General features: G+C 42.0%; 1 protein-coding gene. It reads right to left on the reverse strand.

The features are described 5' to 3' along the window. The coding region (locus ODU37_RS10715; RefSeq protein WP_153055382.1) for a DUF1542 domain-containing protein at window positions 1–824 on the reverse strand (824 nt) is incomplete at both ends.

Here is an 824-nt window from a genome sequence, read left to right on the forward strand (position 1 = left end):
AGTCAACCTATCAATCGCAGCCTTATCTGCAATTTTCTGTGTTTCTTTAGCTTTTTCAAGATCTGCTAGGGCTTGTGCTTTTTCTGCTTCTTGCATAGCCGTAGTTGCATTGTCACGAATGGTTTCTAAAGTTTTTGCCACAGCGTCAGTTAGCTTTTTAATTTCCGCTTGCTTATCTTCATCTGACAAGTTTGGATTTTCCTCGATAGCTTTGCGCGTATCTTCTGCAAGCTTCTCTACTGCTTTAGTAGCTTCTTCTTCTTCCGTCCGGATTGCTTCCTTAGCTAATTCTTTATCCTTAGCTAATTCAACTGCATCTCTAGCTTTTTTACCCGCATCGGTCAAGCTCTTTTCGCCAGCAAGTGCAGCCGCTTTCGCATCTTCTGCAGTAGTAGCTTTATGAATCTCATTTGTTGCTACCCTAGCTGCGTCTTCAAGCTCTGCTTTTCCTTTATCTACAACATCTTGAAGAGCCTTCTTAGCGATTGCTTTCTCCTCATTAGTCATAGTTGATGTATCGATAGCTTTTTCTGCTTCTGCTTGCTTATCTTCGAGCTTTTTGATTTCATCTGCCAACTTAGCAGCAACGGCACCTTTAGCATCTGCCTTAGCAGTAATCAAATTGATAGCTGCTACACCTTTGTCCTCTTCTACTTGAACTGCATCTGGAGTTGATGCTTTATCAATAGCGGCTGTCGCGGCTTGAGCATCGGTATCTATTGCTTTCTTAGCTGATTCCTTCTCTTCTGGAGTCAAGTTTGGATTGGTGTCAATTGCTTTCTTAGCTGATTCTGCTTCTTTGGCAATCTTGTTCTTAGCATCTT

Source organism: Streptococcus sp. 2021WUSS109, assembly GCF_044427305.1.
GTDB lineage: Bacteria > Bacillota > Bacilli > Lactobacillales > Streptococcaceae > Streptococcus > Streptococcus suis.